Genomic DNA, 315 nt, shown 5'->3' with positions numbered 1-315 from the left:
AGCGTCTCGTGGGCTCGGTGGCCGTTCCGGTGAGTGCCCGGGCGAACTGCCCGGTCGTCGTGGTCGGGGAGCCGGAGCAGGCGGGGCAGCGGCATCCCCATCTTGTCGTGGGGGTCGACGGCAGCGAATCCTCGAGAGCCGCCGTGGAGTTCGCGGTGGAAGAGGCGGCGCTGCATGGCGCCGCCCTGCACGCCGTGTGGGTGTGGCGGCGGCCCGTCGTGTCCTTCGGCGACGAAGCGGCGGGGCTCGACGAGCGGCGCCGGATCCTGTCCGAGACGGTGGCGGGATGGGGAGGGAGGTACCCGGATGTGAAGC

1 protein-coding gene is annotated in these 315 nt (G+C 73.0%); it reads left to right on the top strand.

The window, feature by feature from the left end; translation table 11 throughout:
- Positions 1-17 precede the first annotated feature (17 nt).
- A partial coding sequence (locus J0695_RS42750) for a universal stress protein (protein WP_206970170.1) occupies positions 18-315 on the top strand: 298 nt, incomplete at its 3' end.

The organism is Streptomyces beijiangensis (genome assembly GCF_017315755.1).
Classification (GTDB): Bacteria; Actinomycetota; Actinomycetes; order Streptomycetales; family Streptomycetaceae; genus Streptomyces; species Streptomyces beijiangensis.
This window is presented reverse-complemented; position numbering and strand designations above follow the sequence as displayed.